We start from the raw sequence: 25,229 nt of genomic DNA, 5'->3' as shown, positions 1-25,229 counted from the left end.
TTTTCCGGGTATTTGTGCGTTAGCCGGCCTTTCCGTAATGATTTATCAACCAAATGGTCCTGCCTGGGTTTACTAGCTGAATCCTGGTTCCAGGATCAGCTAACTAACGAAACGCTATGAACCGACTATGTGCCCTGTTTTTGTTGTTGGGTGGATCAGCTATCGCGCAAACAAAACCCGATGTGGCCGTTCCGTCGCCCATCGCTTCGGTTATTGAAGGCCTGACCAGCAAACGGTTTGTGGCCGACACCGCTTTTGCTGCCCTCTCGAAGGAGGACCAGGCCCTACTGGCCAAAGAACCTATAGCTAACTGGAGCCTGCTTCAGGAACAGACTAAAGAAATGGCCTATTCCAACCTGATTGTGGGTACCCGTTCCTACCAGCTGGTCATCACGCGCCCACCAAAATCGGACTACCCAACGGCTACCCTGCTTCGATACACAACCCCCCAATCAAAACCCGAACCGATCGCCCGTGGCTCCCTACAGCCCAAAGCAGAGGGAAAGTAGGGGCTAATCATTGAAATCTTCGGCAGATACTCCTGGTTTTTGCGGTAGTAAAACCGTTCTTGCCGACAAATCCGAACTTTATTTTAATGGTAGAGCCCATGTAGGCATACCGAATGGAAACCACAATGTTGGTAGTACGGGCGTGTTTAAATGCAGCTGGGCTACGGTTAAAATCTGGCCAATATTATTATGTGACTCCTGCCCAACCGTCTGTAGCGTTTGGTTTTGTGTCTCAATTTGAGACTCTGGTCTTGCCTGATCATACTGGAATTGTAACATCTTTTTCCCCGCAGGTTTTCCCGTTGTCTACGCTGGAACAGCAAGGTGAAGCCAACAATGGAAGCGGCCAGGATCAAAAAGTCAACCGTAGTAACTACGGGCAGTCCAGACAGGTACGAATTGTCGTTAAAAAAGCTTAAATCAACCGGAAATCGCCAATTTGTTTTCGGTACATACGTTGCCCTTCCGTACTGCATTTGAAAAAGCTATATGCCAACCGCTACAAATCTGGTTATCGACTGGGGGAATACGCGCCTGAAAACAGGCTGGTTTACCGGTACAGACTTAGTTGAAACGGGGCAGTATGCCGATATGGACGCACTGGTAACGACGCTTGCTAACCGGTTGGTGACTCAGTTAATCGTTTCCTCAACGAGTCGGCCGGCCGAAGAAATCAGGGAACGACTGGCAGGAATAAAAGCGGGTCTTATCGTATTCGACAGCCAAACACCCGTACCCCTGCGTAAAGCGTACGAAACGCCCGCCACCCTCGGTGCCGACCGCGTAGCTGCGGCTGTGGGGGCTAGTACGCTGTTTCCGGGACAGGATTGCCTGGTTCTTGACCTTGGCACCTGCCTCACGGCCGACTTCGTAGACCGGGATTCGGTGTTTCAGGGCGGATTGATTTCGCCGGGGTTACGCATGCGGTTTAGAGCCATGCACGAACAAACGGCCCGGCTTCCACTGGTGGAAACACTCGCTGACTGGTCCGGCCAGGATTGGCCCGGCCTGACCGCTAAAAATACGCAGGCAGCCCTGCATAGTGGGGTGATGAATGGATTGGCTTTTGAACTGACGGGTATCGTGGAAAGTTACCGGCGGGAGCGGCCCGGTTTGGTGGTATTACTCTGCGGGGGGGATGCCCCCGCCTTTGAAAGTCGTCTTAAACCCCCGATATTTGTAGTTCCCGAATTAGTGCTCATGGGATTGAATCGAATTTTACGCTATAATGTTGAAACTATACAGGCGAATACGCCGGACATTAACGCTTAGCCTGCTGGTTGTAGCCGTTACATCGCCAATGGTACTGGCCCAGGGATTAGGCAACTCACCTTATTCGGCACTGGGTGTCGGTGAACTGTACAGTCCGGCCAATGTAACGAATATGGCCATGGGGGAGGTGGGCATCAGCAATGCCAGCCCATTCTACCTGAATCTGCAAAATCCGGCGCTGCTCGCTCGCCGGACCCGTTTCACGGTGTTTGAGGTGGGCCTGCTCGGTCAAACGAAAGGACTTAGCCAGAACATCGGTAATCAGTTACAGAATCAGCGTGACGTGTCCGGGAACCTGGGTTATCTGGCACTGGCTTTTCCGGCCAATTCGCGCTGGAATATATCAATCAGCCTGCGACCCTACACGTTTGTTAATTACAACACGCAGGAAACCTCTACCGTGCCGGGAACGGTATACCCCACCCGTTATGAATATACGGGTCGTGGAGGCTTAAATAAAGCATCGATAGCCAATGGCGTTCGCATCACGAAAAATATTTATGCGGGTGTGGAAGCCTCTTTCCTTTTCGGTAACATCACGCATACGTCCAGTTCCAGAGTGTTTACGGGTAGCAATGAGGATGTACTTATTAACCGATTGAACCGCACGAACTACAGCGACATTGTCTTGAAACTTGGTGCTGCCTGGCGTCCTAAACTGTCTGAGAAACTGACGCTGAACGTAGGGGCTACGTTCGACCCGCAGATGCGTGTTGGAGCGCAACAAACAGACATTTATCAGCAAACCAGCACAGATCAGCAGGTAGTGGCGGCTCCCGATACCCTGCGGCTTAACTCCACCGGGGCGTCTACGCTGCCCCAGCAGGTGCGTTTCGGCATAAGCCTGGAAAAGGGAAGCTCCCTACTGGTTGGTGTCGATGTAGGGTTACAGCAATGGAGCCAATATCGCACACCCGATGGTAAACCAGCTAACCTGGTCGATGCCATGAACATAGCGGCCGGTGCCGAATTTACCCCCAAGCCCACGTCGAGCCGCTACCGCGACCTGATTACGTACCGGGCAGGTTTCCAGTATAATCAGATGCCTTATCTGGTATCGGGTTTGAAAATAAACGATGTAAACGGCAGCCTGGGTCTCTCCCTGCCACTGGGTTCTTATTTGGTTAATCACATCAGTGTATCGGTAGTGGCTGGNCAGCGGGGGGTGCTGACGGGTAATCAGATTCGGGAACGTTACGTACGTATAGGTGTGGGCTTCTCGCTGAACGACTGGTGGTTCCGGAAACAGGTGGTTGACTAACTTTTTGATGAAGCGTGTAGAATGAAAAATGAAGAATATAAAAATAATGCTGGGATAAAAGGGTTGGTAAAAACAGCCCTCTATTCATTCTTCATCCTTCTTCATTCATCATTATTTTTCGCTTGCGGTGAGCCGAAACAAAACAAAAAAGTGGTTCCCTATAGCGGGCCAATTGAGGAAATCAATGATGTAAAGCTGCTGTATAGCGAGGGAGCGGTGGTAAAGGTAAAACTCACCACGGCGAAACAGCTACGGTACGAAAACGAGAACCGGCGTTATCCCAAACCGGTCCACATTTTGTTTTATAACCCGGCCGGGCAGGAAATAACGACTATCGATTCTGATTCCGGTCGGTACGACAAAGCGAAGGATGTGTACGTTGTGATGGGCCACGTGGTGGTCGTCAACAAACAAAAGCAGGAAAAGCTGCTCACGCCCGAGTTGACCTGGAATCCCGTGACCAAAAAAGTGTACACCGACAGGGATGTATCCATCCTGAGCCAGCTAACGGGCGAAAAACTATACGGAACGGGCCTGGATGCCAATCAGGATTTTTCTAAGTACGCCATCCGCAAGGTGAATGGCGTATTTAACGTGCAGGGTGGTATCTGACGGTTAGGCGTTTGGTAACTAGTTCGTTACCGGGCCGTTCAGCTCGGTTCGGCACTGCTCCAGCACGGGGGCAACCATTTTTACATCCGTCACCTTTTTTTCATTTCCCCACTGATTGTAGATGTACGTAACGACCTCGGCTACTTCGAGGTCGCTGAGTTGCGGGTGGGCGGGCATGGGGCGGTTGTATTGGTTGCCGTTGACTATAATCCTGCCCTGCTGGCCGTACCGAATTAAACAGATTACTTTGTTTTTGTTGACCAGATAATCCGAATTGGCAATGGGCGGGTAAAGTGCCGCCAGTCCTTCACCTTTGGTCTGGTGGCAGTTGGCACAGTTGGCTTTGTATACCAGAATGCCTTCTGTAATGTACCTTTCCCGTTTTATCTCTTCCTGACTCTGGCAGGAAACGAAAGAAACGCAGGCCAAGAAACCGGCTATCAGACGGGGAAGCTTACTCATGATTTAGATGCGACCGACTTCGGTTCGGCCAGTAGCCGATCCATGTCGGTCATTAATTTATCGACGCCTTCTTCGGTCGTGCCGTCGTAGATACCCCGGATGTGTTTGTCTCTGTCGACCAGAATAAAAGCGCCACTATGAATAACCCCCCCCGGCGCGGTTGAATCGGCCTGTGCGGTTACCATATAACTTTTCTGGCCGAGGTCGTAAATCTTGTCCCGGTCGCCCGTTACAAATAACCATTGCCGCCCTGTTACACCCAGATTCTGGGCAAATTCATGTAACACTGCTACCGAGTCGTGGGCGGGGTCAATGGTGTGCGAGAGCAGCATTACATCAGGATTTCCTTTAAACTTTTCGTAGACCCGCTTCAACTGTACCTTCATCTTTGGGCAGATGGTGGGGCAACTCGTAAAAAAGAAATCGGCTACGTATATTTTATTATCGAGGTTTTTGGCCGTAACCGTATCCCCATATTGACTGACGAAGGCAAAATCGGGAATGGTTTGATAGACTGAATCAGTTACCTGTTTTCCATCTACTGTTTTTGTCACGGCCTCCCGTTGTCCCAGAATCGGAAGTCGGTCGCTGTCCGCTCCGCCACAAGCCCACAACAGGGCAAGGAGGCCAGAGAATACCAGCCATTGTTTATTTCTTACCCAAAAACTGACGGGCTTGTTCAATACTGGAATTAACTTTTGTTTTAACATCTGTAATTATATCTTTTTGGGTAGTCAGGTAATACAAAGCCTGATCGGATGGTAATTTATCAAGCGTATCCCCATTGTATTGTGCCATCCAGTGGTTCATCAGGCTGTCGGCTATGGTCAGGTTCTGATTCAACTGTATAACCTGTGCTTTCTCCTCATCAGTTCGCAGGACTGCTGCTGCCGAACCGCTGGCTTTTACACTGTCCAGCGAGGTAATGCGCTTGTTGAGTTGTTTTTTCAGGTTGACAAGGTCACCCATTACTTTGGGCATTACCTCATCGTGAATAGCAAAAACTTCATTTTCGGCGGCTTTAACCGACTCTTTATCACCGTTACAGGAGCAGACTACGGTTGCAGCCGTGAGCAAAAAAGCAAGCGTTTTAGTTGTACTGTTCATAAGTTGAAAGGGAATAGGGTCTTTTTTGGAGGAGAATGTGAGGTACCTGGACCATGTGAAAAAGGCAAACAGGATACATCCTATATGATCCCTCCTGCCTGAGCGTCATTTTACCGTTGCCCGTTGTTTTATCATTTCGCGGGCGTTCTTTACCGCGCTGGTCGATGGGTTTTTTCCACCAATCATCTGGGCAATTTCACTGATTCGCTCATCAAGGGTTAGCTTTTTAATCCGGCTCACCGTTTTGTCGGCCGAATGGTCTTTATACACAAAGTAATGGGCGGTTCCCTGCCCGGCAATCTGGTGGAGGTGGGTAATGGCAATAATCTGGTGGCTGTGCGCCATGTCGTGCATCATATTGCCCATTTTGATCGCAATTTCCCCCGACACCCCCGTATCAATCTCATCGAAAATAATGGTGGGCAACGACCGCTTACTCGCCAAAATGTACTTGATGGCCATCATCAGCCGTGAAAATTCACCCCCCGAAGCTACCGTCTTCAACTGTTGCGGCTTGATACCTTTGTTGGCACTGAACAAAAACTCGATTGTATCCACACCGGCCGGCATGGGTTTGGTTGTTTCGGCCTGAATCTTCAGCGATGCATTGGGCATGCCCAAGTCGTGCAACAACGCACCAATTTCGCTTTCTATGGGCGAGAGGGCCGCTTGCCGGGAAGCTGACAGGGTTTCGGCACTGGCCAGGAGCTTCGAGTAAGCCGCCGTGGTTTGCGCTTTGGCCGCATCCAGCGCATCATCCAGATTTAGTACTTTGCTTACCTTGCTCCCCAGCTCATCCCGAAGAACCAGCAAATCCTGTACAGAACTGGCCTGGTGCTTGGTTTGTAGCTGATAGATCAGGTTCAGCCGTTCGCGGATGGTTTCCACGCGGGCATCATCTACCTCTACGCTGTCCTGCTCGCTGCTTATTTCGTCAGCAATATCGCGCAGTTCGATCAGGCTGCTCTGGGCCCGCTGATGCAGTTGTTCGTACTGGCCCGACAGTTTGCTAATGTAAGCCAGATTGCTAACCGTACCCTTCAAAAAGTCAATGACCGACTGCTCCGCATTATCCAGGTATTCGTAGGCCAGCTGTAGTCGCTCTTTGATGTCTTCGGCATTTTCCAGTATCGTCAGTTCGTTCTCCAGTTGTTCCTGCTCGTCGGGTTGTAGCTGGGCTTTAGCTAATTCTTCGTACAGAAAATTATTATAGTCGAACTCTTTTCGCATGGCTTTTGCTTCAGTCTGTAACTGATCATAAGCCACCTTTTTCACTCGATAATCCTGGTAGTCAGTTCGGTAGGTGTGTAACAGGTCGGTGTTCTGTGCGTACGTATCAACGATTTCCAGCTGATAGTCATTGGAACCAAGCAGGACTGAGTCGTGCTGCGAGTGAATGTCCATCAACTGGCTCGTGACGCGCCGGAGCGTTTCCAGGTTGACGGGTGTATCATTCACAAACGCCCGGGATTTACCACTCACGCTAATCTCCCTGCGAACGATGCACGTAGGAGAATAGTCTAGTTCTTCCTCTTCGAAAACCCGCTCGATAGCGTAGCCGGATACCCCAAAGGTGCCTTCGATAACACACTTTTTTTCGGGATTGTATAGCGCACGGGTATCGGCGCGGTTACCCAGCAACAACCCGATGGCACCCAGAATAATCGATTTCCCCGCCCCCGTTTCGCCCGTTACGATGTTGAGTTCGCGGTCGGGAGAAAGTTCGAGTTCGTCAATCAGTGCGTAATTTTTTATGAGTAAATGCGATAGCAAAATCAGTAAGCAATTAGCCGTGAAAAGGAAGTGTGTCAGCCCGGGTCGAGCGCTGGCAAGTAAAAACAAAATTACTCACTCTAACCGGCCGTTGGTCATTCACTGGATTAATTTTCGGTAGTTTTCAGTCTTGGCCGGGTCCAGATAAGACAGTAATTCAAAGGCTTTCTGCTTCTCTGCCGATGTGCCTTCAAACAAAATGTTGTACAGTTCCTGCGATTTGGCATCAAAGAAAGAACTTATCAACACCGAGTTTGGAAGTTGTAGCCCAATGGTTCGGATAGTAGTCAGCAAATTGAGTGTCTGTTTGCGCACCTGCACCGGATTAGCCGCAAAAACATCCAGACCCAACCGGTGGTAGGTATAGATGCCATCCCGGAAGGGAATTAATTGCTGGTTTTGCATATTCTCGACGAGCCAGTACCGGTTTCGCCGGTCGCCATTGGGTTGCCAGGATGCATTGGGCGAACCCTGCTGCGCCAGGTTCGTGATGGAGTAAGCCTTTTGTATGAATGGATTACCACCCTGCTTGCTGAATGTATCGTAGTCAACAGCCATGATGATATTGGCGTAATACGCCAGCAGTGAGGTTAGGTCATCCGAAAACTGATTCTCCCGGAAATAGACAGGCGTTGTGGGTAAATAGACGAAGTTGAAGGCGCGGTCTACGTAGGTAAATGTGGTGGTTTCATAACCCGTTCCGTACACCGGTCGCGATACCGTAATCTGGGCAGTAGCTTCAAAAACGCCCTGCGCCAGCGATTTCACCAGGTTGATGTTCATGGCGCAGTTGATTCGCTCATTCACCGCGAACTGGTCGTTACTCCAACGCCGGTTGTTCATGAACTCCGTAATAATTCCCTTCAACTGACTTACATAGGCAAAGTCCGTTTTTTGCTGGGCAAATAACTGGTCGGAGTTGATGGTTACCTGACAGTTCAACTCCTGGGCCTGGGCCACACAACCCCAGCAGACTAGGAAAACTACAATCGTTACTATTTTCATGTTGGATGACGCTGTAGGTCAACCCGAAACGAGGGTCAGCCGCTGGTTAATTAATAGGGTGTAGTAAGCCATCTTCGTCAACGACAATTACCGGGTCTTTAGCGTATCGGCAATCAGATTCACTAAATCCCAGGCTACTTCGTCTTTCGATTTCAACGCAAATTCGTGACTTTGTTCGTCTTTATCAATAACCGTAATCTTGTTGGTATCGTGCCCGAAACCAGCTCCCGCATCACGTAATGAGTTCAGAACAATCCAGTCCAAGTTTTTTGAATGAAGTTTTTTAACGGCATTCGCGTGTTCATTCTCCGTTTCGAGCGCAAAGCCCATCATCCACTGTCCGGGCTTTTTCCGGCGACCCAGCGTCGCGGCAATATCGGTGGTTTTTGTTAGGTCAAGTGAAAAAACAGCGTCCTTCTTTTTTATCTTCTGGCTGGCCGGGTGAGCCGGTGTATAATCGGCAACGGCCGCGCTGAGCACTACAATATCAGCCTCCGCAAAAGCAGCCTCTGTTGCCCGGAACATATCCTGTGCCGACTGTACCGGAATGCGATTCACCGTGGGGGCGGGGAGGGGTAAGGCAGTGGGGCCACTCACCAGGGTAACGTGGGCACCGGCCTTCGCGAAAGCCCGGGCAATGGCGTAGCCCATCTTCCCGGTAGAATGGTTGCTAATGTAGCGAACCGGGTCAAGGGGTTCCTGCGTCGGCCCCGCCGTTATGAGCACCCGTTTGCTGGAGAGAGTAGACAGGGATGTTTCCTTCCTGGTTGCCTCCTTTTCCGGCTCCCAGAACTCTTCCAGCTTCTGAACAATCGTTTCCGGTTCGGCCAGCCTGCCTTCGCCAATCAGGCCACTGGCCAGTTCGCCGTGTTCGGCCCGGATGATGTGGTTACCAAAGGATTCGAGCCGGCGCAGATTGTCAACCGTGCTGGGGTGATGGTACATATCGACATCCATAGCAGGCGCAAAAAACACCGGGCACCGGGCCGACAGATACACGGCGGATAGCAGATTATCGCACAGGCCGGTGGCGCACCGGGCCAGCGTACGGGCTGAAGCAGGAGCTATAATGAGGGCATCGGCCCACAACCCCAATTCTACGTGGTTATTCCAGTTCCCGTTACCTGAGTTGTCTGTAAAGGTCGATAGCACGGGTCGCTTCGACAGGGTGGCCAGCGTCAGCGGGGTAATAAATGCCTGTGCCGACTCAGTCATGACAACCTGTACTTCGGCACCTGCTTTAACCAGAAGCCGCACCAGAAGGGCCGATTTATACGCCGAGATGCTACCCGTTACGCCCAGTAAAATCCGTTTGTCCGCAATTGACATGATAGGTACTGATGGCTTTATTGTCCGAAAACTAAGGGTATTCGTCGGCTGTCTTAAAACACCAAAACCGCACGGGTAGTCTTGCCGTGCGGTCGTGAAAAGCAATCAATGAGCCAGCATTACGGCAGAGGCTCTTCGTTGTAACGCCAGTAAACTTTCCCTTCCAGAAACTCATCGGTTGCAATGGACGTAGGCTTTGGCATCCGCTCGTAGAACTTGGAGATCTCGATCTGCTCGCGGTTCTCAAATACTTCTTCGAGGTTATCGACGGCTGAAACGAACTCGGATAGTTTGTTGCTGAGTTCCTCTTTGTTTTTAGAGGCAATCTGCCGGGCACGTTTCGATATGATGGATACCGATTCGTACAGGTTGCCGGTCTTTTCCGCAATCTTATCGTTGTTGCGGGTGATAATCGATTGATTGGTTGCCATAATAGTAGATTATCGTTTAAGCTTTTCGGTTTATCGTTTTCAGTTGCAGTTTCCCGCCAGGACCGTAAACGATAAATCGAAAACCTTACACTGACTTAATTTGCTGCCGTTACTTTTGCCGGCGGGTTCTTTAGTTTTTCTTTTTCCTTCTCTCGTTCCTGCTCCAGTGTGTTCAGCCGGTCTATCTCTTTCTGACTGGTCTCAAACATTTTTTCTGACTGCTTCAGGTACTTGCTGTTTGGATATTTATCGATAAATGCCTGATGATAACTGATGGCATCCTGATAACGTTCCTTCTGCTTGGTTTCCAGACTGTTCTGAGCCAGACTGAATTCGGCATCTACTTTCATGTAGGCCAACTCTTCATTGTATTCAGAGTCGGGAAATTCGCGCTGAAAATTATTGATGGAAATAACCGCCGATTTGTAGGACGCAATATTGAAGCCACTGGTTTTGAAATAGAGTTTGGCTTTTTCGTAGGCTTTGCGCTCCAGTTTTTCCCTCAGTTCCAGAATTTGTTTGGTGGCATCGTCCCGGTATTTGCTGTCCGGATAAATGTTGATAAAATCCTGCAGGGCCGCCGTTGCCGTTAAGGTATTGGACTGGTCGAGGTTGAACGAGGGCGTATCTTTATACAACGAGTACGCGTACATGTACATCGCTTCCTGCGCGTAATCGGAGCGGGCAAACGTTTCGTAAAACTTCTTGAACAACGTAGCACTCAGCAGATACTGACTCTGACGAAACTGCGTGTAAGCGTAATAAAACTGGGCCATTTCTGATTCGGTGCTCCCTTTCAAAACGGGGATCAACTCCTCAAATAACAGACCTGCCTTATACCATTCCCCTTTGTTATAATACTGAACAGCCCCTTTATACTTTTCCTCGTCGTTTCCGCTCTTCTGTAATTTTGAAAACGGACTGCATGAACTTAGCAGGAACAGGAGCCAGGTTCCCAGTAGAAACGTACCAATATGACGGTGTTGCATAAGTGCGCAAAGATACAAAAAAAATACAGGCTACATCAGTTAAAACGGCGATGTAGCCTGTCGTATTACCTAAAAACGTTATGCACAACCTTATTTAGCGTATTTTAACAAAAAGACCGGGGTCTACTGATGGCGAACGAGCAGCCGCTTTGTGGCTACTTTTTTACCGTCGACGGTCAATTGATACAGGTAATAACCCGTATCCAATGGCCGGGTAACAATCCGAACCTTGTTATTATTCCGGTCCAGTTCTATCTGTTCATACCCAGGGACGGGGGTGCCCAGCACATTTAGTAAAACCAGCTTCGCTTCGGACACGGAGCCTGTAATCTGATAGTCCAGTTCAGCCACATCGTCGGCCGGATTTGGGTACGCATTGGAAACCCACAACTTGTCATTACTGAACAACCGGCTGTCGCCCTTTCCTTCCGAAGCGGGTGCCGGGCGGGAATCGGCTGCGGCAACGGGAGTGTTGTCACCCGCTCCCGTTCGGGCGGCTGCTTTAGCACTGGAGCGAGGTATCAACAAGGACCGGTAATGTTCGTTGATAGCCGCGTTCTTATTAACATTTATGGAGCGGTCCAGACCCGATGATAAAGCCGGGTTGGCCACAATAGAAAACCGGCTGACGGGCAAACGAGCCGCGCTTGTTTTCGGTGTAGAAGCAGTTCGGCCCAGTTCCAGTCGGCTACCTTTCCGGCTGTCCGAATCCCGCTGGGCGACCTGCGCCTGGAGGGGGATCGTTGCCATCAGCAAGCCCGATACTACACCAATAAGTATAATTTTTTTCATGAATGTCGATTACAGGTATACAACTAGTCAACACAAACCTATCCATCAAAAAAGACAATGTCAACGGGAGACTACTTAAAAAATTGTTAAAGGGGTCATTTATTAACCTTTTGAACCAATTTTTGAGCCAAAGGTTTAATCGCTCCCTTGTTTTTTACTGTTTTTTTTGCCTTTGGCTGCTCATCCGGAGGAGTTTCCTGCCACAAGACCTGCGCTTTCGTTGGTTTTTCTGATTCGCGCCATCGAAATCCATCCAATTCCTGCGTCTCGCCGGTGAATTCCTTGGGCGGAATAAGCTGCGAATCCGGGTGCCCATAAAATCGAATTTTGCCGACTTTACTATCGTTGAATTCAATATTCATTCGGCTGCATTCGACGTGGTTTAACCCAATCAGCTTATTTGTTTCACTCAGGGCGTAGTAAATACTTTGCCCGTTACCATCAACCAGTACCCGTTCGAGCGTTGTTTTTTCCTGTAGCCGTATGGTATCCGGAGACGCCGTCTGGCTCTTTTTTACTGATACGTCTTTTGGGGTTCTATTCGTTGCAGCGGAAGGGATATTTTGCCGGGTAGTGGCCGTCAGTATAGCCTGCTGGCCCTCTTTTCCGCTCTGTGTATCCGGCAAAAGTGTATCGGGATTAACGAGTTTTGTGGCGAAATACGCCGTGATGGTACGTCCCTTTACCTGATTGAAATTTTTGAGCGTATCGAGCGAAACGACGAATGATTTCGTCTTCAAAAACATCGTATGTATTTTATTGTTTCTGAGCAAAATTCGCATTGAATCAGCTTCCATCTGGTATTTATTCTGACTCCAGACAATGGGTTTTTTGTAAAAATAAATGGTCGAATCGGCCGCGTCATAAATGAGTGAATCGCACTTGCTCTGCAAATCGGATTTGTAGACGAATACGTTTTTCTGACCTACTAATTTACGCGTGTTGGTAACCTTGTTATCGAAGGAAAATAATGTGTCGGCCCGTAAATAAAGCGTGTCTTTGGTGGCTTCATTCGCCATACTTTTGGCAACGGCGTGGCCCGTTACCCGCGATATTCCCACCTTGCCATTATAACGAACATGATCGCCGGTAATAATTACTTTCCGGTCTTTGGCCACCATAATAACATTGCCTCTGGCAATACCAAGTTCGGATGGGTTATCGTAGTAAAGCGTGTCGCCCGTGAGCCGGTACCTGGGCGTTTCAACCGTGGCCCGGCGTTCGAAATTAGAGATACCCGTTATGGTATTGTACTGCCCGGCAATGGCCGTAAGGACACCATCTTTATTTTTGATGCGCGTTGGCCCCTGAAACGTGGCAATCCGGGTAAGTGAATTGTACAGCAGCGAATCGGCCGTAAGCGTACCTTTGGGGTTTACCAATACAACGTTCTGCCGGAAAATAAATAATTTGGAGCGCGTATCGTAATAGCCTTCCCGGCTGGTCAGCACATTGTCTTTATCCACAATACGGCCCGGGGTAGGATAATGGGCAATGCCCGACAGCATATCGTAATCGAGCTGCCGGGTGGTTAGTGTCATCTTACGGTCGCGCATGATTACATGACCCCGCATATTAGCCTGGCGGGAATTGCCGTAATAAAACATGGTGTCGCCCCGTATATTGATGGTATCGCCCTGCACGAGCCGAACGTTACCGTACGCTTCAATCACGTTGGTCGTTACGTTCTGGATGGCCAGGTTACAATACATCAGGACGCCTTTATGACGCAGCCGAACATTGTTATACAGTTTACGGACTGACTCACCCGGTACATTGAGCACAACCAGGCTGTCGGCACCAAAAAGTTCTACTTTATCGTCGGTGCCGCCGGTTGCCGGCGGCACGCCAAACTGAGCCATTACCTCATTGGATGTTACCAACAGGAAAAGACCGATAACGATAAATAAAAAGCGTACAGACATACGATTCATAACAACAAAACTACGGCTTTGGGCCGATACCGGATGTTGGAACAGGATTTTTTAGCATTTATTAACGATAATCACCTGTTTGATACCACTAAGCGAGTGCTATTGGCCGTGAGCGGAGGGCTGGATTCGATGGTGATGGCCGAACTGGTTCACCGCATTAAACAGCCGTTCGCTATTGCCCATGTCCATTTTGGCCTGCGCGGGGCCGACTCTGATGCCGATGCTCTCTTCGTTGAAAACAAGGCTAATGACTACGGGGTTCCGTTTCATCTGACCCACTTTGACACGGCTGCACTGGCTGATGCCCGGAAGGTATCCATTCAGATGGTTGCCCGTGAACTCCGTTATAACTGGTTTGCCCGGTTGATTCGCGAACACGGGTATACCGGTGTCGCTACCGCGCACCACCTGAACGATGTGCTGGAAACCATGCTGTTTAATCTGACACGGGGTACCGGGCTGGCTGGTTTACACGGTATTGCCCGGTATCAGGACGGGGTGGTGCGCCCACTCCTGTTTGCCACCCGTGCCCAACTGGCCGCGTTCGCCGATGAACAGGCATTGGCGTACCGGGAGGATAGCTCCAACGCCGAAGATAAGTATGCCCGTAACCGAATTCGTCACCACGTAGTACCGGTATTGACGGAGCTTAACCCCGGCCTTTGGCAAACCCTGCCGCATACCCTTGAACGGCTGCGGGCGGCCGAAGTACTCATGCAAACCGAACTCGCCCGGTCTTGGCGGGAAACGACTGTGCAACGGGGGGCACAGACGTTGCTGCCCGCAGCTGTACTCACCGGTTTGCCCGAACCGGTGTTTCATCTTACCGAGTGGCTAAAGCCGTTTGGTTTCACGGCCGATCAGACCGGGAAGATGGTCGACTGCCTGACCAAACCGGTTGGGCAGCTGTTTACGTCCGCTACTCACCGGGTAATGCACGAGCGGGATGGGTTGGTTCTTGAATCATTGCCTGTGCCAGCCAATTACGAAATTTATCTGCCCGACTGGCCCCAGACTCCTATTCTTGTACCCGAACGGTTTACGCTCACTGTCGAGGTGATTCCCAAGTCCATTCCGTTCGAACCGTTAGCAGACCCAGCCATCGCCTATCTGGATGCTGATAAACTGCAATTTCCACTCAATATTCGTCTCTGGCGGCAGGGAGACCGGATGCGGCCATTGGGCATGGGTGGGCACAAGCTGGTCAGCGATGTCCTGAATGACATGAAGCTGAGCCGAACAGAACGGGAGCAGACCGCCGTACTGGTGTCCGGCCACGAGATAGCCTGGATCATTGGCCGCCGGATTGATCACTGCTTTCGAATCGTGTCTGAAACACAACGGATTGCTCAATTGCGTTTTGATGCGTGGCAACCTGAGTAGTCTCCTGAAAAAACAGTAAATTGAATTTTTACCGCAATCAACGGCTAATTTTATAGCTTTGTAATGGGACGTCTGCTAGCTTTTATAAAGTTGGCATTCTATTTGTAGGGTTATGAACAGACCCAAGTTTTTACCAACTTACTAACACCATGAACCGAATTGTACGTGTCCTGTTTTTCCTGGGACTTGCCTTCTGGAGTCTGACTGTTCAGGCACAAAGTGCGCGGCTACGAACGGCTAATAAACAGTTTGAAAATCTTAGCTACGTGGGTGCGGTCCGCACCTATGAGGATTTTTTGCGGGTTGATAAGAAGAAAGACCCCGCCGAAACCCGCGAGGCTATGATTAAACTTGGGTACAGCTACCGTCGGTTAAATGATTTTCGTAATGCCGAGCGGGTTTATGGCGAGTTAGTAAAAGCCTATACCGATCTAGATAGCGAAATCTATCTGTACTACGCGCAGTCACTGGCGGCTAATAAAAAGTACCGTGAATCGCAGAAAATGTACAGTCAGTACGGGGAGAAACAGGGCCAGGACCTGCGTGGCCGTCGTTTTACGGTCTCGTACATGGACATGAACCGATTCTATCAGGATTCGTCATCTTATAAGTTGTACGACCTGCCCATTAACTCGCGGCAGGCCGATTTTAGCCCGATGTACTATAAGGGAGGCCTGGTGTTTGTGTCGGCCCGCGACGAATCCGGACCGGTGAAGCGCGTATTTAGCTGGAACCAAACACCTTTCCTTGACCTGTATTTCCACTCCGATACCAACCAGTTGCGGGTGCCCAATCCTGAACCGGTACGTATCGTAAAATCCTCTGTGCTGGGCGGTGGGGGCGACGTGAAAACGGAAGTAGCTGAAGGAGAAGCAGAGACAACTCCCTTAACGAAAGCGGAGATTTTTAGCCGTACCTTAAATACCAAGTACCACGAAGGGCCAATGACCTTTACGAAAGACCAGAATTTTATCGTCTTCACCCGCAACAACTCCAGCAAGGGAAAGTCCGGAAAAAGTTCAGACGGCGTACGGAAATTGAAGTTGTATTCTTCCGTGAACAAGGGCGGTAAATGGGTTGATATTCAGGAAGTCCCTTTCAACAGCAATGAGTACTCGGTGGGTCACCCGGCTTTTTCGGCCGACAACACTAAAATGTATTTTGTTTCGGATATGCCCGGTGGCTACGGCGGTACGGACATCTACGTAGTGGAGTACAATAATGGCCAGTGGGGAACGCCCGTAAATATGGGTAAAGAGATCAATACGGAAGGTAATGAGATGTTTCCCTTCGCGTCTGAAGATGAAAGCCTTTACTTCTCCTCCGATGGGCATGAAGGATTGGGGGGGCTAGATGTATTCGTGGCCGAACTAAAAGATGGTATTGCTTACCGGGGCGTTCAGAACGTTGGGGCACCGATCAACTCAGAAAAAGACGATTTTGGGTTCATCACCGATAAAAACCGTACGACTGGCTACGTGAGCAGCAACCGGAAAAAGGGTATCAGTGATGACGATATCTACTCATTCCGGCGCATGTGCAAACAACTCAATGTGTTGGTGTTCGACGCGAAAACCAATACCCCGCTGGAGAACGCCGATGTCCGGATTCTGCGGAATGGTACGAACCAGGAGATCCGCCTGACGGATGTGCAGGGCAAGATGGACCTCTGCCTGGATTCCAACACGGAGTACGAATTTAAAGCTATCAAAGAAGGATACGCGATGAACAGTATCCGCTTCTCTACCCTCACGCAGTCACCTAAGCCGGTCATGAATGTGTCCATTTACCTCGAACGGTCGGAGAATACACTGGTGAAAGGGGTTGTTAAAACGGAGGTCAACCAAAAGCCGGCAACGGGCGTGAAGGTGACGTTGCGGAACGAGAAAGATAAATCGGAACAGACCGTAACGACCGGGCCGGATGGTGGCTACGAATTTGATGTGAAGCCTAACGCTCCCTACACAATCACGGCTCAGAAAGACCGTTACGCGACCAAGAAAACGCAGTTTAGCAAAACGAAGCGTAAATCAAACAGCGTTGCCGACTCGTTGGGCCTGTATGGGGAAGGGGATATTTTTCAACTCAAGAACATCTATTACGACCTGAACAAGTTCTTCATCCGGGCCGATGCTGCCCGCGAACTTAATCACGTTGTGGATTTACTGAAGGAGTATCCACAAATGAAAATTGAACTTCGCTCGCACACCGATGCCCGGTCCAGCGATGTCTACAATATCCGGTTGTCGGAAAACCGGGCCAGGGCTGCCATGGACTATCTTGTGTCGCGTGGTATTCCGGCCAGTCGGTTGTCGGCCAATGGGTATGGCGAATCCGAAATTATTAATGGCTGCGTTGATGGGGTAAACTGCTCGGAACACGAGCATCAGCAAAACCGCCGGACAGAATTCAAGATTTTGGCGGTGAAGTAAAAAAATACTCTGCCGGTATGTAGGTTTGTTTCGTAATCCCTCATAAAAAAGCGATGAACCAGTTGGTTCATCGCTTTTTTATGAGGGATTACCGATTTTTGGACCTTATTCTAATCATAAATACTTAACTGTCAAATATTTATGATTAGAATGTTATAACTCTCACCGTAACGGACAACTGCCCAATGTGGCGCATGGTGTGTTCAGCGGAATGCGTCAACAGGCCAATAACTGTGGAAGGAATAGAAGCCCGCCCCACACCCCGCACCTCGGTCAGGGTAAGCTCAGCTGTCATGCGAAGCTGAGTGATGGCCTTGTCGACCTGAGTATCAAACCGCCGAACCAGTTCCTGCGCGGTGTTGGTTGTCTGGTCCTCTTTTCCTTCACCTGCCAAAGACGTTATCTGTTCCAAAGACAAGGCTTCACCTCGCGCATACGTAAACAGTCGGTCCAAGACGCCCGTCAGGTGCTGCAAATGAAAACCGACGGAGGCCACACCGGCGGGCCGTTCCCAGAGTTTTTCCTCCGGAAAATTGCGCATCAGCGTCACTACTTCCTCGCGTGCCTGCATCAATGCGTGGGCGATGGGTTGCAGCAGGGGCGGTATATCGGGCAATGGGCCGCGTAGCCATACTTCGCGGGTTTCGGCAGTGGAACTATCCATACGTTGTCAGAACAGGACGTAGAGCGCTGTTTTACGGCTTGAGAAACGAGGCCAGATTGTCTTTCGTAACTAATTGAAACGGGATGAGGGTTTGTTTTTCGTAGGCTTCTCCTTTAGCCGCTTTTATCGCCGTTTCGATGGCTTTCGAGCCCTGTTGCTCGGCATTCTGAAAAATTGTAGCATCCAGCGTCCCTTTCTTTACGCCCTGTAAGGCATCAGGAATACCATCAATGCTGACCACAATGACCTTATCCTTCATACCCGCATCCAGTAGTGCTTTGGCGGCTCCCAGCCCCATTTCATCATTGTGGGCAAAAACGGCATTGATTTGCGAACCGTAGGACTGAATCCAGTTTTCTGTCAGGGACATGGCCTTCGCCCGGTCCCACTCACCGGTCTGGTGGGCCAGCAGTTTGAGGCCGGGGTATTGCTTCAGTACCTCGCGGGCTCCCTGTTCCCGTTTGATCTGGGCTGCCTGACCCATGTAGCCGTGAATCATCACCACATTACCTTTGCCCTTTAGTTTATCGGCAATGAATTTCATCGCAATCCGGCCCGACTCCACATCATCGGAACCAACGAAAGCGGAAGGTTTAGCACTGGTTTCGGAGTTGACGTTGATAATGGGAATATTGGCGGCCAGTGCCTTCGCTACGGCGGGCGAACTGGCTTCCACTTCGCAGGGATTCATGATGATGGCATCCACCTTTTGGGCAATGAAGCTTTCTACCTGCTCCACCTGTTTTAATGCCGACCGTTCCGCATCAACCGTAATCAGGTCAACCCCATCGGCTCCGGCTTTCTTTTCTATTTCATCGTACACATTCACGATAAACTCATTTTGCATACTGAGCATCGTAGCTCCGATAACGAGCTTTTTGCTGCCGTCGTCGTTTTTTTCACTGGTGGTTGACTGATTACAACCTGCCATCAGTAGAGCAGTGTACAGGAGGGAAAGGGTAAGCGTTGTTCGTTGGCGTTTCATACAAACGGAGGGAGAAAAATACTTAGTTTTTGTTGGTTCGGTTCATACTGTCCAGCACGACAGCCCCGATGATGATGGCGCCCATTACCACCTCCTGATAATACGAGGTTACGTTGAGCAGGTCCAGCCCGTTGCTGATAACCCCGATGAGCAGCGCACCGAGTAGGGTTCCCGTCATGGTGCCGGTGCCGCCCGAGGTACTGGTACCGCCAATGATGGCGGCCGCAATGGCGTCTAGTTCAAAGCCCTGCCCGGCATTGGGCTGCCCGGTGGTGATACGGGAGGTAAGCAAAATGCCGGCTAAGGCCGCCAGTAGTCCGCCAAGCGTGTAAACGATCATTTTTACCCGCCCAATGGGAATGCCCGACGCCCGAGCAGCCTGTTCGTTTCCGCCAACGGCGTACATATATCTACCAATAACGGTCTTTTTGAGCAGGATAGAGCAACCGATAAACGCTACAACCAGGATGAGGATAAGCGTTGGTACCCCCAGGATTTTACCCCCGCCGATGAAGTTGAATGAGTCCGACAGGTTGGATACGGGCCGACCCTTGCTCAGAATCAGGGCCAGCCCCCGCCCAATGGTCATAGTACCCAGCGTAACGATAAAGGGCGGAACGTGGCTGCGAGTGATGACGAAACCGTTGAACGCCCCGAAGAAAAGCCCGGCCAGCAGACCAATCAGGACCGGAACCACCACCGGGTAGGTGTCGGGGTGCGCAAAAGACGCGGCCGCTACCCCCGTGACGGCTACCATAGAACCGATGGACAAATCAATGCCGCCCGTAATGATGATAAACGTAACGCCAAAGGCGAGCAGGGCATTTATGGAAACCTGCGTGACGATAATCATCAGGTTTTGCACGGTAAAAAAGCGGGGCGTCGTCAGCGAGAGTATCAGGCAGATGCCCACAAAGGCAATCAGCAGACCATATTGCCCCAACCGCCCAAAACGGGTTTTTGTTGATTGTGTAACCTGCGTAAAACTAGTATTCATCGTTATGGGTAAAATCGTAGTGGGTTAAGGCTGCATGGCGTAGCGCATGATTGTTTCCTGGGTAGCTTCCTTTTTTGAAAGGAGTGCCGTCTGCTTGCCTTTGGCCAGCACCACTATCCGGTCGCTGAGACCGAGTAGTTCGGGAAGTTCGGATGAAATCAGGATAATGGCGATTCCCGACGCCTTCAATTCATGAATCAGTTTGTAAATCTCCGACTTGGCACCAATGTCGATACCCCGGGTTGGCTCATCCAGTATCACTACAGCCGGGTTAGCCTGTAGTACTTTCCCGATAACGACTTTCTGTTGATTACCCCCGCTCAGGTAAACCACCGGCTGGTCGGGACCGGCCGCTTTTATGCGTAAACCAGCCATTACATCAACAGCCGCCGTTGACTCGCGCTGACTGCGAATAAACCCACCGTCCGCATAAGTCGATAAGTTGCCCAGCGTAATATTATACTTGACCGAGAGAGCCGGAATCAGACCCAGTTGCTTACGGTCTTCACTCACGTAGCCGATACCCTGCCGGATGGCATCCTGTGGCGATTTTATGGTTATCGGCTGGCCTTTCAGGTGAATTTCGCCCGATTGAATAGAGTCTAATCCGTAAATGGCGCGGGCAACCTCCGTTCGTCCGGCACCCATCAACCCGGCCAGTCCCAGCACTTCACCAGCATGAACGGCGAAGTTAATGTCCGAAAAGGCCCCCTTCCGACTAAGGTGCTGTACGGATAGCACCTCCACGCCCGGCTGTGTGGTCGATTCGGGAAATAGCCGGTCCAGTTCACGGCCAACCATCAACTTTATCAGGCTATTTTCAGTCAGCTCGGTGGCGGGATAAGTGCCAATGTACTGACCGTCGCGCAATACCGTGATAGTGTCGGCGATGGTGAATATCTCATCCATCTTGTGCGAGATATAAATGACGGCTACGCCTTTCTGGGTCAGTTCGCGGATGATACCGAAGAGGATTGTCACTTCGGCATCGGCCAGGGCAGAGGTAGGCTCATCCATAATCAGCACCTTCACATCATTGGAAATTGCTTTGGCAATCTCGACCATCTGCATTTCGGCCACGCTCAGGTGCTTCATTCTGGCATCGGGCGGGATTGAAACGCCCAGGTGTGCCAGTAGCGCTGCCGCCTGTTTGTTGCGGACACTGTCGTCGAGCCAGCGGAAGAGACCACCGGTTGTTTCCCGACCCAGGAAGATATTCTGCGCTACAGTCAACTCCGGCACATTCAGCATTTCCTGGTGAATCATGGAGATGCCTTTTTTCAGCACCTCGTGGACGTTAGCCGCTTTTAGGCTGATGCCTTCAAACAGGATTTCGCCCGAATCGGGTGTGAGCAGCCCGATGAGTAACTTCATAAACGTCGATTTTCCCGCGCCGTTTTCACCCATGAGGGCATGCACTTCGCCCGGCCGCACGCGCAACTGAACCGCATCCAGGGCTACAACGCCCGAAAATGTTTTCGTAAGGTCAGTTACTTCCAGCATGTAGGGCTGTGGAATCATGGAGCAAAGAAAACGTCGACGGGCTAAATTAGCAACTGCCAGTCCCGCAGGGGCAGGGCTGGCAGTTGAACAGGCAAAGGAAAGAGCAACTTAAGGATTGAAACCGGCAAATGACTCAACGCCCGTATCCCGCCAGCTTCTCGAGTTAGCGGAGTCAATAACCGCTTCGCATACTTTTTGGGTCTCCAGCGCATCCTGAAAGGTAGGCGAGCAGGGTTCGCCAGTTTCAAGGCTTTTCAGGAAGTCAGCCACCTGATGGATAAAGCTATGCTCATAACCAATGCCCAGACCCGGCACCCACCACTTATCCATATAAGGCTGGTCGCCATCGGTTACGTGGATGGACCGCCAGCCCCGCACGATTCCCTCATCGGAGTAATCGTAGTATTCGAGCCGGTTGAGGTCGTGCAGGTCCCACCGGATGGAGGCATTTTCGCCGTTGATTTCAAGCGTATACAGCGCCTTGTGGCCACGGGCGTAGCGCGTCGATTCAAACAGACCAAGTGACCCATTTGCAAAGTGACAGTGGAAAATACAGGCATCGTCGATACCGACCGGCTGTACTTTGCCGGTTAGTGCGTGCATACGTTCTTTAACGAACGTTTCCGTTACCGCCGACACATCCGTGATGGCTCCATTGAGCCACATGGCGGTGTCGATGCAGTGCGCCAGCAAATCGCCGGTCACGCCCGAACCGGCCGCTTCAACATCCATACGCCAGGTGCCAGCGCCCCCCTGGGGTACATCGGCGTTGATGGTCCAGTCCTGAAGGAAATTAGCCCGGTAATGAAATATCCTGCCCAGCTTACCCGAATCAATAATCTGTTTGGCCAGTGTAACCGCCGGAATACGGCGGTAGTTGTACCAGACTGTTGTGTTCACGCCCGCTTTCCCGGCAGCATCCACCATGCGTTGCCCTTCTTCCATATTGCGGGCAATGGGTTTTTCGCACAGAATCATTTTACCCGCCTGGGCGGCAGCAATGGCAATTTCGGCGTGGGTGTCGTTGGGTGTACAAATATCGACGGCGTCAATATCATCCCGCGCAATAACGGCTTTCCAGTCAGTCTCGATGGATTCGTAGCCCCACTGATCGGCAAAAGCCTGCACCTTTTCGGCATTACGGGAACAAACGGTTTTCAGGACGGGCTTGTACGCCAGGTCAGGGAAAAAGTTTGGTACGCGATTATAGCCATTGGAGTGTGTCCGGCCCATAAATCCGGTACCGATCAGACCAATGCGTAGTTCTTTTTTAGAGGTCATTTCTGTTTGATTGAGATTATAGGTAGAGACGCATATTTGCGTCTCATTCGCGACAGCAATGTCGAAACAAACCCATCCGGACATGAGACGCAAGGTATTGCCGCACCGGCGTACCGGTCTCTACGTTGTTATTCACTCCAGCCGTGGGCTTCGCGGACTTTGATCATGGTTGCCAGGATGTCGTTCCAGGTCTGTTGATTAGTCATCACGTCATTCGGGAACATACAGCCGTCCCAGCAAATGTGTTTGAAGGCTTTAGTGAGCTTTCCATTCTCGTCGCGCAGCCAGTAGCCCGCATCGTGAACCACATCGAGTTTTCCGTTGGGGTCTAGTGCCTGGCAGTGCCGTCCCGTTTTATCGTGCGAGCCGGAGCCAAATACAGTTCCGTCGTTTTGGGCCACGTGAAAGTCGCTGGTCCAGGGGCGCAGGGCATTCGTGATGGTGACGAGGGCTTCTTCCAGCGTTTTGCGGTCGTTCCAGTCGAAGTCGGGTGGCAGAATACGGTCCTGCTCGCGGTTGTAGCCCAGGGTATACAGCAGGGTATGCGCCATATCGGCCTGAAAACCCATGTTGGGCCGGTCAACGGCTTCCATCGTTTCCAGCATGGTTTTCCAACTGTGCATACCTCCCCAGCAAATCTCACCTTCGGCGGCCAGTTTCTCGCCGTATTCGGCGGCTACGTCGCAGGCTTCGCGAAAGGTCTGGGCAATGAGTTTAGTGCTGCCAGCCGGGTCTGCATCCCACTGGTGCGGAGAACTGGCGGAGTCGATACGAACCACGCCACTGGGACGAATGCCGAATTCGGTCAGTTTCTGGCCGATATGACACGATTTTCGCACCATATCGATAAACGTTTTCCGGTCATCGTCGGAGCCCAGCACCGGGCCACCCCAGATGGGGGCTACCAGCGAGCCAATTTTCAGGCCGTGGCCTCCTACTTTGTCGGCCAGTTTTTTAATATCATCATCCGACAGATTGACATCGATATGCTCAAATAGTGCTAAATCGACGCCATCGAATTTTACGCCATCGACTTCAGCCGCAGCGGTCATTTCCAGCATTTTGTCGAAGCCAACAACCGGTTCGGAATCGGGGCCTTTGCCCACCACACCCGGCCACATGGCGTTGTGGAGTTTGGGGTAATTATTCATAGTTATGGTTTATGGTTATTAGTTTACGGTATTCGGTTTGAGGCTTTCAGTTGGCTGAAGCATCAGGAATTAGTGTGCGTCAGCCAACCGAGAACTTCAAACCGAATACCGTAAATTATAAACTGAGTTCTGGATTTGCCGGGCCAAAATGCTTGAGCATCACGATGGGGTCGGTGGTGGAGTGATTCACGATTGTAACCCCTTCCGTAGCCGCTTTCTCACTCACGAAAAACTCGTCGTTCGTTAACTGTCCGTAGCGAATCAGGGCGGGTGTTTCGATGTCCCACACGCCCATTTTGCCGTGTCCCTGCATCATGATCAGGCCATAAGCGGCACTGTCTTTGATGGTAACGGTCTGGCCGGGCATCACGGTTAATTCCTTGGCACTGAACGCATCAGACTTATAGCAGACCCACACTTCACGGTAACCGGCCGCTTTCATTTCGGCCTCGTCCCGAACGGGTTTAGGCGCCATGAATCGGTTTGCCATCATCTGCGGGTCGGTATTGAGTTCCCAGTCGATGGCTTCCATGAGCTGGTCGTAATCGCCCATTCGGTCTTTTGGGGTCCCATTCCACAATAACTCTTCCGGAATGATTGCCTCGTTCACCAGCGACTGGTACATGGCAAAAACGTCGGAGGCTTTCTGCGGTTCATACGTACACAGACTACCCGGTGCGTGGAGCAGACCCGGTGGAACATCCCAGCCCGTGCCGGGTTCGAGCCGAAACGCCGAAGAGTAATTGGTAATTTTGTTATCGCCTTTGGTGAAATTTTGTAGGCACTCCTTGATTTGCTCTTTGGTGGTGCCGGGGGCAATCCCGATAAATGTGTACGGAAAATCGCCCCCGTGGTTATTGACCTGAGGGGGGAAATAATACGCTTCCGGTTTGCCCAACTGCCCAATCAGCGCGGCTTGCTCGTCGTTGTGGTGCAGGTGGTGGGGCAACGGTCCCATGTTATCGAAAAACTTGGAGTACATAGGCCATGCACCGTATTCATTCCAGAGCCGGTCGCCAATCAATTCGCCCTTTAGTTCATCGATAGCATCTTTGAGCAAAAACTGGACTTCATTGCCCTCATCGTCAAAAACGACATGGCTCAATCCTTCGTTTTCGCCGGTTAAGGGGCCATTTTTGGCGGGGGTGGTAGACGAGAACCAGCGTTCGTCGATACCACCGCGTTCGCCACCCAACACATAATAATCATCGGGATGGAGCTTAATACGTCGACCCGGTACGCAGAACGACCGGGGCACCCAGGTTGGGGTGAGCCGCAAAATACCGTTTCCCTTTTCCAATGCCTTTTCGGCTACGCTTACTGCTGAGGTTGTTTCCATGAATAAATCGATTAAGCC

Annotated in this window: 24 protein-coding genes; 7 read left to right on the top strand and 17 right to left on the bottom strand. The window is 50.9% G+C overall.

Translation table 11 applies throughout. The features are described 5' to 3' along the window. Window positions 1–116: 116 nt before the first annotated feature. The 5 genes from B156_RS0128210 (at window position 117) to lptC (ending at window position 3,654) form a co-directional block, all read left to right on the top strand. Window positions 117–509, top strand: coding sequence for a hypothetical protein (locus B156_RS0128210; protein WP_018623170.1), 393 nt, complete (start codon window positions 117–119; stop codon window positions 507–509). A 113-nt stretch (window positions 510–622) separates the two neighbouring features. Further along, window positions 623–928 carry a hypothetical protein gene (locus tag B156_RS31680; protein WP_157627215.1) on the top strand — a complete coding sequence of 102 codons (306 nt, stop codon included), beginning with the start codon at window positions 623–625 and terminating at the stop codon, window positions 926–928. Window positions 929–998: 70 nt separating this feature from the next. Next, window positions 999–1,781 (top strand): type III pantothenate kinase, encoded by a 783-nt coding sequence (locus tag B156_RS0128200; RefSeq protein WP_018623168.1) that lies wholly within the window; start codon window positions 999–1,001, stop codon window positions 1,779–1,781. Next, window positions 1,738–3,042, top strand: coding sequence for a BamG family beta-barrel-assembly machinery protein (gene bamG / locus B156_RS32740; protein ID WP_483852521.1), 1,305 nt, complete (start codon window positions 1,738–1,740; stop codon window positions 3,040–3,042). Before B156_RS0128200 ends, bamG begins: the two co-directional genes overlap by 44 nt. Window positions 3,043–3,192: 150 nt before the next feature. Further along, window positions 3,193–3,654, top strand: coding sequence for an LPS export ABC transporter periplasmic protein LptC (gene lptC, locus B156_RS0128190; RefSeq protein ID WP_157627214.1), 462 nt, complete (start codon window positions 3,193–3,195; stop codon window positions 3,652–3,654). A gap of 18 nt (window positions 3,655–3,672) precedes the next feature. Here the strand turns inward: lptC and B156_RS0128185 are convergent, their stop codons facing one another. The 10 genes from B156_RS0128185 to B156_RS0128140 form a co-directional block, all read right to left on the bottom strand. Further along, window positions 3,673–4,116 carry a c-type cytochrome gene (locus B156_RS0128185; RefSeq protein WP_018623165.1) on the bottom strand — a complete coding sequence of 148 codons (444 nt, stop codon included), beginning with the start codon at window positions 4,114–4,116 and terminating at the stop codon, window positions 3,673–3,675. Next, window positions 4,113–4,730 (bottom strand): SCO family protein, encoded by a 618-nt coding sequence (locus tag B156_RS0128180; RefSeq protein WP_018623164.1) that lies wholly within the window; start codon window positions 4,728–4,730, stop codon window positions 4,113–4,115. Before B156_RS0128180 ends, B156_RS0128185 begins: the two co-directional genes overlap by 4 nt. A 34-nt stretch (window positions 4,731–4,764) precedes the next feature. Continuing rightward, a complete protein-coding gene (locus B156_RS0128175; protein ID WP_018623163.1) occupies window positions 4,765–5,223 on the bottom strand; it encodes a hypothetical protein in 459 nt (152 codons plus the stop codon). 105 nt (window positions 5,224–5,328) lie between these two features. Beyond that, window positions 5,329–6,996 carry a DNA repair protein RecN gene (recN, locus tag B156_RS0128170; RefSeq protein WP_026261116.1) on the bottom strand — a complete coding sequence of 556 codons (1,668 nt, stop codon included), beginning with the start codon at window positions 6,994–6,996 and terminating at the stop codon, window positions 5,329–5,331. Window positions 6,997–7,095: 99 nt separating this feature from the next. Next, window positions 7,096–8,001 carry a type IX secretion system protein PorD gene (porD, locus tag B156_RS0128165; protein ID WP_018623161.1) on the bottom strand — a complete coding sequence of 302 codons (906 nt, stop codon included), beginning with the start codon at window positions 7,999–8,001 and terminating at the stop codon, window positions 7,096–7,098. Window positions 8,002–8,088: 87 nt separating this feature from the next. Then, window positions 8,089–9,330 carry a bifunctional phosphopantothenoylcysteine decarboxylase/phosphopantothenate--cysteine ligase CoaBC gene (gene coaBC, locus B156_RS0128160; protein ID WP_018623159.1) on the bottom strand — a complete coding sequence of 414 codons (1,242 nt, stop codon included), beginning with the start codon at window positions 9,328–9,330 and terminating at the stop codon, window positions 8,089–8,091. Window positions 9,331–9,449: 119 nt separating this feature from the next. Next, the gene (locus B156_RS0128155; protein ID WP_018623158.1) at window positions 9,450–9,761 is read right to left on the bottom strand and encodes a DNA-directed RNA polymerase subunit omega; all 312 of its coding nucleotides are present in this window, start codon (window positions 9,759–9,761) and stop codon (window positions 9,450–9,452) included. Between the two features lie 95 nt (window positions 9,762–9,856). Then, window positions 9,857–10,750, bottom strand: a complete 894-nt coding sequence (locus B156_RS0128150) for an outer membrane protein assembly factor BamD (RefSeq protein WP_018623156.1) — start codon at window positions 10,748–10,750, stop codon at window positions 9,857–9,859. Window positions 10,751–10,873: 123 nt separating this feature from the next. Further along, window positions 10,874–11,542 carry a T9SS type A sorting domain-containing protein gene (locus B156_RS0128145; RefSeq protein WP_018623154.1) on the bottom strand — a complete coding sequence of 223 codons (669 nt, stop codon included), beginning with the start codon at window positions 11,540–11,542 and terminating at the stop codon, window positions 10,874–10,876. Window positions 11,543–11,637: 95 nt separating this feature from the next. Then, entirely contained in the window at window positions 11,638–13,467 is a 1,830-nt protein-coding gene (locus B156_RS0128140) for an OstA-like protein (RefSeq protein ID WP_018623153.1), read from the bottom strand. Between the two features lie 27 nt (window positions 13,468–13,494). Between B156_RS0128140 and tilS the strand changes: the two genes are divergently transcribed. Further along, complete coding sequence (gene tilS, locus B156_RS0128135; protein WP_245563880.1) at window positions 13,495–14,859, top strand: tRNA lysidine(34) synthetase TilS; 1,365 nt, start codon at window positions 13,495–13,497, stop codon at window positions 14,857–14,859. A 149-nt stretch (window positions 14,860–15,008) separates the two neighbouring features. After that, window positions 15,009–17,291 (top strand): OmpA family protein, encoded by a 2,283-nt coding sequence (locus tag B156_RS0128130; RefSeq protein WP_018623151.1) that lies wholly within the window; start codon window positions 15,009–15,011, stop codon window positions 17,289–17,291. A gap of 145 nt (window positions 17,292–17,436) precedes the next feature. Here the strand turns inward: B156_RS0128130 and B156_RS0128125 are convergent, their stop codons facing one another. The 7 genes from B156_RS0128125 to B156_RS0128095 form a co-directional block, all read right to left on the bottom strand. Continuing rightward, complete coding sequence (locus B156_RS0128125) at window positions 17,437–17,955, bottom strand: DinB family protein (RefSeq protein WP_018623150.1); 519 nt, start codon at window positions 17,953–17,955, stop codon at window positions 17,437–17,439. 31 nt (window positions 17,956–17,986) lie between these two features. Next, a complete protein-coding gene (locus tag B156_RS0128120) occupies window positions 17,987–18,940 on the bottom strand; it encodes a sugar ABC transporter substrate-binding protein (protein WP_018623149.1) in 954 nt (317 codons plus the stop codon). Window positions 18,941–18,962: 22 nt separating this feature from the next. Further along, a complete protein-coding gene (locus B156_RS0128115) occupies window positions 18,963–19,937 on the bottom strand; it encodes an ABC transporter permease (RefSeq protein WP_018623148.1) in 975 nt (324 codons plus the stop codon). Window positions 19,938–19,961: 24 nt separating this feature from the next. Beyond that, window positions 19,962–21,458 (bottom strand): sugar ABC transporter ATP-binding protein, encoded by a 1,497-nt coding sequence (locus tag B156_RS0128110; protein ID WP_018623147.1) that lies wholly within the window; start codon window positions 21,456–21,458, stop codon window positions 19,962–19,964. A 90-nt stretch (window positions 21,459–21,548) separates the two neighbouring features. Then, window positions 21,549–22,721 carry a Gfo/Idh/MocA family protein gene (locus B156_RS0128105; protein ID WP_018623146.1) on the bottom strand — a complete coding sequence of 391 codons (1,173 nt, stop codon included), beginning with the start codon at window positions 22,719–22,721 and terminating at the stop codon, window positions 21,549–21,551. Between the two features lie 128 nt (window positions 22,722–22,849). Next, window positions 22,850–23,872 carry a sugar phosphate isomerase/epimerase family protein gene (locus tag B156_RS0128100; protein WP_018623145.1) on the bottom strand — a complete coding sequence of 341 codons (1,023 nt, stop codon included), beginning with the start codon at window positions 23,870–23,872 and terminating at the stop codon, window positions 22,850–22,852. Window positions 23,873–23,987: 115 nt separating this feature from the next. Continuing rightward, window positions 23,988–25,211: a class I mannose-6-phosphate isomerase gene (locus B156_RS0128095; protein WP_018623144.1), complete on the bottom strand. Its 1,224-nt coding sequence runs from the start codon at window positions 25,209–25,211 to the stop codon at window positions 23,988–23,990. Window positions 25,212–25,229 lie beyond the last annotated feature (18 nt).

It is taken from the genome of Spirosoma luteum DSM 19990 (assembly GCF_000374065.1).
Classification (GTDB): domain Bacteria; phylum Bacteroidota; class Bacteroidia; order Cytophagales; family Spirosomataceae; genus Spirosoma; species Spirosoma luteum.
The sequence above is the reverse complement of the archived record's forward strand: the minus strand, read 5'-3'. Positions and strand labels throughout refer to the sequence as shown.

What these genes read in the sequence shown, in the direction of transcription:
- B156_RS0128095 (WP_018623144.1), bottom strand. Translation starts at nt 25,211, where the DNA reads ATGGAAACAACCTCAGCAGTAAGCGTAGCCGAAAAGGCATTGGAAAAG.
- B156_RS0128120 (WP_018623149.1), bottom strand. Translation starts at nt 18,940, where the DNA reads ATGAAACGCCAACGAACAACGCTTACCCTTTCCCTCCTGTACACTGCT.
- B156_RS0128155 (WP_018623158.1), bottom strand. Translation starts at nt 9,761, where the DNA reads ATGGCAACCAATCAATCGATTATCACCCGCAACAACGATAAGATTGCG.
- B156_RS0128185 (WP_018623165.1), bottom strand. Translation starts at nt 4,116, where the DNA reads ATGAGTAAGCTTCCCCGTCTGATAGCCGGTTTCTTGGCCTGCGTTTCT.
- B156_RS0128150 (WP_018623156.1), bottom strand. Translation starts at nt 10,750, where the DNA reads ATGCAACACCGTCATATTGGTACGTTTCTACTGGGAACCTGGCTCCTG.
- B156_RS0128115 (WP_018623148.1), bottom strand. Translation starts at nt 19,937, where the DNA reads ATGAATACTAGTTTTACGCAGGTTACACAATCAACAAAAACCCGTTTT.
- B156_RS0128100 (WP_018623145.1), bottom strand. Translation starts at nt 23,872, where the DNA reads ATGAATAATTACCCCAAACTCCACAACGCCATGTGGCCGGGTGTGGTG.
- B156_RS0128110 (WP_018623147.1), bottom strand. Translation starts at nt 21,458, where the DNA reads ATGATTCCACAGCCCTACATGCTGGAAGTAACTGACCTTACGAAAACA.
- B156_RS0128145 (WP_018623154.1), bottom strand. Translation starts at nt 11,542, where the DNA reads ATGAAAAAAATTATACTTATTGGTGTAGTATCGGGCTTGCTGATGGCA.
- B156_RS0128125 (WP_018623150.1), bottom strand. Translation starts at nt 17,955, where the DNA reads ATGGATAGTTCCACTGCCGAAACCCGCGAAGTATGGCTACGCGGCCCA.
- B156_RS0128130 (WP_018623151.1), top strand. Translation starts at nt 15,009, where the DNA reads ATGAACCGAATTGTACGTGTCCTGTTTTTCCTGGGACTTGCCTTCTGG.
- B156_RS0128140 (WP_018623153.1), bottom strand. Translation starts at nt 13,467, where the DNA reads ATGTCTGTACGCTTTTTATTTATCGTTATCGGTCTTTTCCTGTTGGTA.
- B156_RS0128200 (WP_018623168.1), top strand. Translation starts at nt 999, where the DNA reads ATGCCAACCGCTACAAATCTGGTTATCGACTGGGGGAATACGCGCCTG.
- B156_RS0128175 (WP_018623163.1), bottom strand. Translation starts at nt 5,223, where the DNA reads ATGAACAGTACAACTAAAACGCTTGCTTTTTTGCTCACGGCTGCAACC.
- B156_RS0128105 (WP_018623146.1), bottom strand. Translation starts at nt 22,721, where the DNA reads ATGACCTCTAAAAAAGAACTACGCATTGGTCTGATCGGTACCGGATTT.
- B156_RS0128210 (WP_018623170.1), top strand. Translation starts at nt 117, where the DNA reads ATGAACCGACTATGTGCCCTGTTTTTGTTGTTGGGTGGATCAGCTATC.
- coaBC (WP_018623159.1), bottom strand. Translation starts at nt 9,330, where the DNA reads ATGTCAATTGCGGACAAACGGATTTTACTGGGCGTAACGGGTAGCATC.
- B156_RS31680 (WP_157627215.1), top strand. Translation starts at nt 623, where the DNA reads ATGGAAACCACAATGTTGGTAGTACGGGCGTGTTTAAATGCAGCTGGG.
- porD (WP_018623161.1), bottom strand. Translation starts at nt 8,001, where the DNA reads ATGAAAATAGTAACGATTGTAGTTTTCCTAGTCTGCTGGGGTTGTGTG.